Source organism: Kitasatospora sp. NPDC059462, from assembly GCF_042749955.1.
Classification (GTDB): Bacteria; Actinomycetota; Actinomycetes; order Streptomycetales; family Streptomycetaceae; genus Kitasatospora.
On the sequence record NZ_JBHYUU010000296.1, the window covers coordinates 1 to 6,375 of the forward strand.

The 6,375-nt window shown below is 71.0% G+C and carries 7 protein-coding genes; all 7 read left to right on the forward strand.

What is annotated here, in order from left to right:
• The first annotated feature begins 365 nt into the window (after window positions 1-365).
• The 7 genes from ACFXAM_RS37095 (at window position 366) to ACFXAM_RS37125 (ending at window position 6,162) form a co-directional block, all read left to right on the forward strand.
• Window positions 366-1,139, forward strand: a complete 774-nt coding sequence (locus tag ACFXAM_RS37095; RefSeq protein WP_380298144.1) for a DNA-methyltransferase — start codon at window positions 366-368, stop codon at window positions 1,137-1,139.
• Between the two features lie 62 nt (window positions 1,140-1,201).
• A complete protein-coding gene (locus ACFXAM_RS37100; RefSeq protein WP_380298146.1) occupies window positions 1,202-1,864 on the forward strand; it encodes a DUF317 domain-containing protein in 663 nt (220 codons plus the stop codon).
• 104 nt (window positions 1,865-1,968) lie between these two features.
• The gene (locus ACFXAM_RS37105) at window positions 1,969-3,129 is read left to right on the forward strand and encodes a DUF317 domain-containing protein (protein ID WP_380298148.1); all 1,161 of its coding nucleotides are present in this window, start codon (window positions 1,969-1,971) and stop codon (window positions 3,127-3,129) included.
• Window positions 3,130-3,379: 250 nt separating this feature from the next.
• A complete protein-coding gene (locus ACFXAM_RS37110; protein WP_380298150.1) occupies window positions 3,380-4,141 on the forward strand; it encodes a hypothetical protein in 762 nt (253 codons plus the stop codon).
• Window positions 4,142-4,172: 31 nt separating this feature from the next.
• Complete coding sequence (locus ACFXAM_RS37115; RefSeq protein WP_380298152.1) at window positions 4,173-4,745, forward strand: hypothetical protein; 573 nt, start codon at window positions 4,173-4,175, stop codon at window positions 4,743-4,745.
• A 69-nt stretch (window positions 4,746-4,814) separates the two neighbouring features.
• The gene (locus ACFXAM_RS37120) at window positions 4,815-5,120 is read left to right on the forward strand and encodes a hypothetical protein (RefSeq protein ID WP_380298154.1); all 306 of its coding nucleotides are present in this window, start codon (window positions 4,815-4,817) and stop codon (window positions 5,118-5,120) included.
• Between the two features lie 247 nt (window positions 5,121-5,367).
• On the forward strand, window positions 5,368-6,162 hold the full coding sequence (locus ACFXAM_RS37125) for a hypothetical protein (RefSeq protein WP_380298156.1): 795 nt from the start codon (window positions 5,368-5,370) through the stop codon (window positions 6,160-6,162).
• The last annotated feature ends 213 nt before the right edge of the window (window positions 6,163-6,375 follow it).

The following is a 6,375-nucleotide window of genomic DNA, read 5'->3' on the forward strand; positions in this document are numbered from 1 at the left end:
TCCTGACTCCCCACGGAGCCAGCCTGATCACCTGACCACGGAAGGGGTCACTTTTCATCGACCGTTAGAGGGTCACGGTTGGGAGATCGCGGACAACCTAAAACGAAGATCGGCCGGGTCGGCGGACCTCCCGTGGCGCAGGAGACGATAGGCGAGGTGCGGCTCGCAACCTAAAACGATCTTCGCTGACGGTCGGGAGTTGCCGTTTTAGGTTGCGAGCCGCACATGGGCTAGGTTCCTCACCGCAGCCGGACCCGCATGGTCCAAGCGACCGCCTCGCCCGGCCGACCGCAGCAGAAATGCCCAGGTCGGAGACCATACTCCGGCAGCCTCCCCTTTCCCCGACCAGGAGGACAACCCGCCCCTTGCCCTACGAAATCCACCGGGGCGACGCCCTCACCCGGCTCGCCGCGATCCCCTCGAACTCCGTCGACTGCGTCATCACCGACCCGCCGTACAATTCGGGCGGGCGCACCACGCAGGAAAGGACCGGGCGGACGGCCCGCGCGAAGTACACCAGCGCCGACGCCGCCCATGATCTTGCCGATTTCCCCGGCGAGAACAAGGATCAGCGTTCCTATACGTACTGGCTGAGCCAGCTCCTTGCCGAGTCCTATCGGGCCACCAAGAACGGCGGCGTCGCGCTCGTTTTCACGGATTGGCGCCAGTTGGCGGCCACGAGCGACGCGCTGCAGGCCGGCGGCTGGATCTGGCGTGGTGCGCTCGCCTGGTACAAGCCCGCCGCGCGACCGCAAAAGGGACGTTTCACGCAGAATTGTGAATTCGTTCTGTGGGGCAGCAAGGGCCCCATCGACGGCGACGCCCACCCCGTCTACCTGCCCGGCCTGTACACCGCCTCGCAGCCCCGGTCCGGTCGCGTCCACATCACGCAGAAGCCGGTCAGCGTGATGCGGGAGCTGGTGAAGATCTGCAAGCCCGGCGGGACCGTTCTCGACTTCTGCGCGGGCTCCGGCTCGACGGGGGTGGCCGCCATTATGGAAGGCCGCAACTTCCTTGGCGTCGAGGTGACTTCACACTACGCCGAGATTGCCGAGCGCCGCCTCGCCGAGGCCGAGCAGCAGATCGCCTCGGGCGCGCTCGACCCCGCCGCGGCGGACTCGGAGCCGGCCGACGCCTGACCGCCTGGGCCGGGCCGCCGCACCGCGGTCGGCCCGGCCCACCCCGACCCACAGGAGGACAATTGTCCAAGTACGGTGACCCCTCGGACTACTGGGACGCCGACACCAAGCCGCCCGAGGGCCTCGACCAGGCGATGCAGCCCCTGCTCGACCTGGGCGGCCGGCTCACCCGGGCGGGGAAGAACACCATGGTCATCACGCCTGACCACAGGATCCAGGTCGGCTACGTCTTCCCGCACTGGAGTTGGCCCTCGTGGCGGGTGATCGTCTACGACGAGCCGTTCGACCAGCCGTTCTGGGGTGCGCACTTCAACCGCAACACGCCCGTCGAGGTCGTGGCGGCCTTCACGGCCACGCTCGCGCGGCTCCACCGGGAGAACCACCCGCTGTTCGACGACTGGGACACCGCCGATCCGGCCACCGCTCTCAGCGGCCTGGCCGATGCCGGATGGCAGAAGTCTCCTGGGGAGCCGACCTGCCGGTTCAACTACCGGGCGGCCAACGGCGACAGCGCGATGGCCAGGTGCAACCGCCTCGCGGGCCGAGCAGTCGATCCGTTCCAGTCGGGCCAGGACGGCCGCTGGGACATCGACGGCCGCACGGACGGCCACTTCTGGTCGATCTCGGTGAGCGCAGCAGCGCCCGCCCCGGTCGTGACGAGTCTGGTCGACGCGGTCGCCCGGTCCTTCAACGCCCCCAACATCCTGCTCCCGGTGCTGCGCTAGCCCGGCGGCGCCGCGGCGGCCGACCACTCCCACACACGTGAGGCGAGACCCTGACCACCCCTTCCGCCGAGGCCGAGCACGAAGTACTCGTCACACCAGGGCACTTGGCGGGCCCCGGCGACGCCGAAGGCGCGCTCGCAGACTTCCTCGACGAGTCGCCCGCCTGGGGCCGCCACAGCCCCGGGCAGGACACGACCGTCGCCCTCCACGAGCAGCTCACCGCCGTGATCGAGCTGAATCACGAAGCCCGCAACGGGCCACGCTGGACCATCGCCGGCTATCGCTCGCCCGTCAGCGAGCGCACCTGGAGTGCCACGTTCTGCCCCAAGACACCCGTCGAGGTCGTCATGGCGGTGGCCAACCAGCTCTCCTACGCGCTGTCCGCCACCTCGGAGCAGGTACGCGACGACCTCCTGTGGGGGCGCCGGTCGCTGGACAACACCATCGCGGCCGACCTGGAGGCCACCGGCGAGCCGTGGCCGGTAGCCGGACCGGCCCTGGGCCACTACAGCCGGACCCGACCGGACGGCACCGCCGGTATCGAGGTCGACCACCACGTCGGAGACCTCCGGGGCATCGGACCCACGATCACCGTCTGGGCCGGTCCACGCGGGTACGACAGCGAACGCTGGAAGGTCACGTTCACCGGCCACACCCCTACCGCGCTGATCTCCGCGGCCTTCGACGAAGTCGTCCGCCCCCTCCCCGCGATCCGGCTCCGGTCGCAGATCCCAGCGGCGCAACGCACCCAGGTCCACCTGGAACCGCGCCGTCGGCGAAACTCCCCGAGCACCAGCGGCCAGCCGCGCTCGAGCCAATCGGACACCGCCGTCGAGCGGCACCAGCTCGACGACGACCGGTGGCCGAGCACCACCGCACGGGAACTGGCCGACCGGATCGACGACGTCACCACCCGCCTGGTGCGCACCACCGATCCCGCCGAAGCCCGAAGGCTCATCAGCGCCATCACCGGGGAAGGCGGAGTGATGGAGCGCAGCGCCCGAACCCTGCGCGCCGCCGGCGGCTGGGCCGCCCAGCACCGGATCGGTGGAGACGCGGGCGAGTCCCTCCAGCTCACCGCCGCCATCCTCGACGCAGGCCGCGAAGCCGGCCATCACGCCGCGACCCGCCTCGGCGCCGGCGCCACGCCGCGGGCCGTGGCCGCCCTCACCCGCGTCGGCGACGCCAACGAGCGCACCGTACCCGAGCACCCGGCGGCCACGGCACCACCAGAGCCTCGGCGGGACACAACTCGCCGGCGATGAACCAATCCCGCCAGCGAGCGATCAGCACGCGCGGACGCCGCCCGACACGCCACGTCCGCAGCAGCAGCTGGACGCAGCGCACCCCTGGTCCTGGCCCCGCCCGCCACCGCGCCTGCAGCCACCGCCCCGCACGGCTAACGGCGTTGACCACCCCATCCCCGTCCCGGCGGCTGCCCACCGGCAGCGCAGACCGGAGCAACTCCTGCTCCCGGAGTCCTTCCTGTACATCGCACCCATCCACGACCACGCCATGCTCCTGGGCCTCGACGAGCTCCAGGCCCTGGACAGCGAGAGCGCCCGGACGCTCAACGAGCTGCTCAACCCTGAGCGGTCCCTGTGGGTCGTGCGCGCACAGCACGCCGAGAACCCCTACAGCCCCGACCTGCGGGAGTCCTTCCTCCTCGTGATCGACGAGGCCCCCGAGCCCGGAGTGCCACAGGTCCTCGGAGTCCATCTCCACCGCGACCTCGCCGACAGGACGGTTCGCGCCGGCATGCACCGCTCGGTGCTGATCCCCCTCGCGCAGAACTGGCTCGTCGGGCGTGGCGCGGACCCCGACCTCGTCCGGGAACCCGACGGGTGGAGCGACCCCGTGGACGCCGAGACCGCCCGCCTGGAGGACCTGCTGCGCAGCTCGGGAAGCCGGTACGAGATCCGTAACGACTACAACACCACCACCGCGCCGTACGAGAAGTGGGTGATCGCCGACGACACCGATGCTCTCGACCCGAAGACGCCCGTGGCCGTGTTCGTCTGGCGGCGTGAGAGCGACGACGACACCACCTACACCGTGCGGGGCGGGCACTTCGCCACGGTGGAGGCCGCTCACGAGTGGACCCGGGACACCTCCGCATCACTACCCGAGCCCAGCCGACCGGCTACCTCCCGCGCCGAGGCCGCGCGCTCCGGCGGCCAGGAGCCGATCCGCCCGGCCTACAACACCCCGGTGGACGACGGAGCAGACCGCGGTCGGACACCGCCACCCGACGACACCCGGCCACGAGGCCGCTGATCCGAATCGGAGACCACGGTCCCCGCTCCAAGTGATCGCCGCGGTCGCCCGGTTCGTGATCACGCCGGACCCGAGACCCCACCAACACCGAGGAAACGACATCGTCGACCACGCTGAAATCCTGAGGGCCCTGGCGCCGCTGCCAGACGGCATCACCACCGGTCGGCAGCAGCTGGCGCGCCGCGCGGACGTTCTCATCACCGCCGCGCTGGAATCGGGCGGGATCCGCAGCGACACCTACCGCGGCGTCCGCGTTCAGGTGGTGCTGCGCGCCAGCGGGGCGCAACTAGGCGCCAACCTCTTCGACTTCGACGAACACGCGACGGTGCCCCGGCCGGGATTCGTGCACACCCTGCGCGATCTCGCCCGGATCGACGGCGACGGCGAGTTGAACCCCGGACCGCTCAGGGAAGCCGTCGCCCGCTACACCGCACTGCTCACCGACACCTCCCCGGAGCCTGCTCCCGCAGCAGGCCGGACTGAGTCGCGCGTACGCGGCGTTCAGCGCGGCACCCGCACCGGCAGCGCCCAGCCCTTGAGGGCACCTACTGCCTCGACGGCAACCCCCGCGACCCAGCGGGCAACAGCAGCGCGGGGACGGTAGCCGGCACCGACGCGCAAGGACCGCTCCAAGCAGAACCCGCTGATCTTCACACCCGATGAACTTGCAGAGATGCGGGCCGCGTTCGGCCCCCTCATCCCCACCGACCCGCCAGCCATTGCCCTGTGGCTCACGAAGTCCGCGATCGACACACCGCACGACGACCTCGTCACCGACCTGCAGGAGTGGCTCGACCCGACCGACCTGTCGATCCCCGCGCACCACGTCGCCGAACTCGGTCTGCTCGCCCACGACTGCTGGCCAACCAGACGCCCGCCGCCACCGGCCAGGACCTGCTGCCCCACCTCGAAGACGCCAACCTCCGCGCCCGCAACATCCTCCGCGAGGCCGGCAACCGGCTCGACCACGCGCTTCTGAGGCACGACTAGCCCACCCGCCGGCGAGCGGAAGCCGCTCACCGCGGCGCCGGCGCCGCCCGCACCAGTGCCCTGGCACCTGCATCCCCGCCCCACCCGCCAGCAGGCACCCGTCGCACCCGATAACACCGAGCAAGGCCAGCCCCACAGCGGCACTATGACGACCGGAGCGCCACCTGACCGCCACACCCCTTGACACCATCGAACGCATCGCCCGCGCCGCGGCCTACCCACCTACCCAGCGCATCATGATCCGCGCACTCCTCGACACCACCGGCTCGTACGCCGCCCTCGCCGCCGCAGTCCGCCGCGACGACCTGCGCCCCACCGCGCTCACGGCCGTCCGAACCCTGATCGAGCAGACCATCGACGCCGGCCAACCCTGGACCACCGAAGCCGCGCGCTGGCTCAGCCGCGCCGGCGCAGACTGGCAGACGAGCGCCGCCCTGGCCAACCACCTCGCCTGGTACGCCCGCAGCCGACGCAACAGCGCTCTGCTCCACATCACTGGTGTCGACCACCTGACCCAGCCCGGCACCGACCGCACCCACGCCCAGGCCCTGCGGCACCTCCACCTCGTCGCACTGCGCTACGACTTTCGAAGCCGCACCATCCAGCAGCTCCTCGACCAATCCCCCGACCACGAGCGGGCCCGCTGGGATCCGTACACCCGCGCCCTCCACGCCTTCGCGCTGCTCGGCCGCTCCGTCCCCGGCGCTCTCGACGCCATGAACCGCTCGCTTGCCGAAGCCGGCGACAACCCGCAGGTCTGCCACGCGCTGCTCCACGGTCTCTGGCTGGGCGACAGCCTGCCCGGCCAGGCTGAGCAGATCCTGCAGCTTGCCGCCTGGCCCACCTTCGACGACAACGACCCCATCGCGCTCTTCCGCACCGCCACCGCCTGGCGAACCCTCGGCCGCCGCACCGAAGCCCTAACTGCGATCGACGACGCCCTCGAAGCCCTGGCGCCAAACCAACCCGACGTCCATGCTGACCTCGTCCGCGAGCGCACCCTCATCACCGCCATGCCGGCCCGTGCCTGAGACCGCCCCGCGTCGTTGACCACGACGAACGCCCCCACCAGGGCGTGACACAAAGCCTGCCACCCTCCGATCCATCTCCACGGCGTTCGGGTCGGCAGGAGCGTCGAGCCGGAGCGGCCCAACGACTGGCCGGGCCGCCGCAGGTGCCTGCCGTCGGCCACAACAGATCCATGAAACGGCAACGGGCCGCGCACCCTTCAAGGGTGCGCGGCC

Excerpts from the sequence above, each read along its gene's own strand:
- ACFXAM_RS37120 (WP_380298154.1), top strand. The coding sequence starts at position 4,815 with ATGCGGGCCGCGTTCGGCCCCCTCATCCCCACCGACCCGCCAGCCATT.
- ACFXAM_RS37125 (WP_380298156.1), top strand. The coding sequence starts at position 5,368 with ATGATCCGCGCACTCCTCGACACCACCGGCTCGTACGCCGCCCTCGCC.
- ACFXAM_RS37110 (WP_380298150.1), top strand. The coding sequence starts at position 3,380 with ATGCTCCTGGGCCTCGACGAGCTCCAGGCCCTGGACAGCGAGAGCGCC.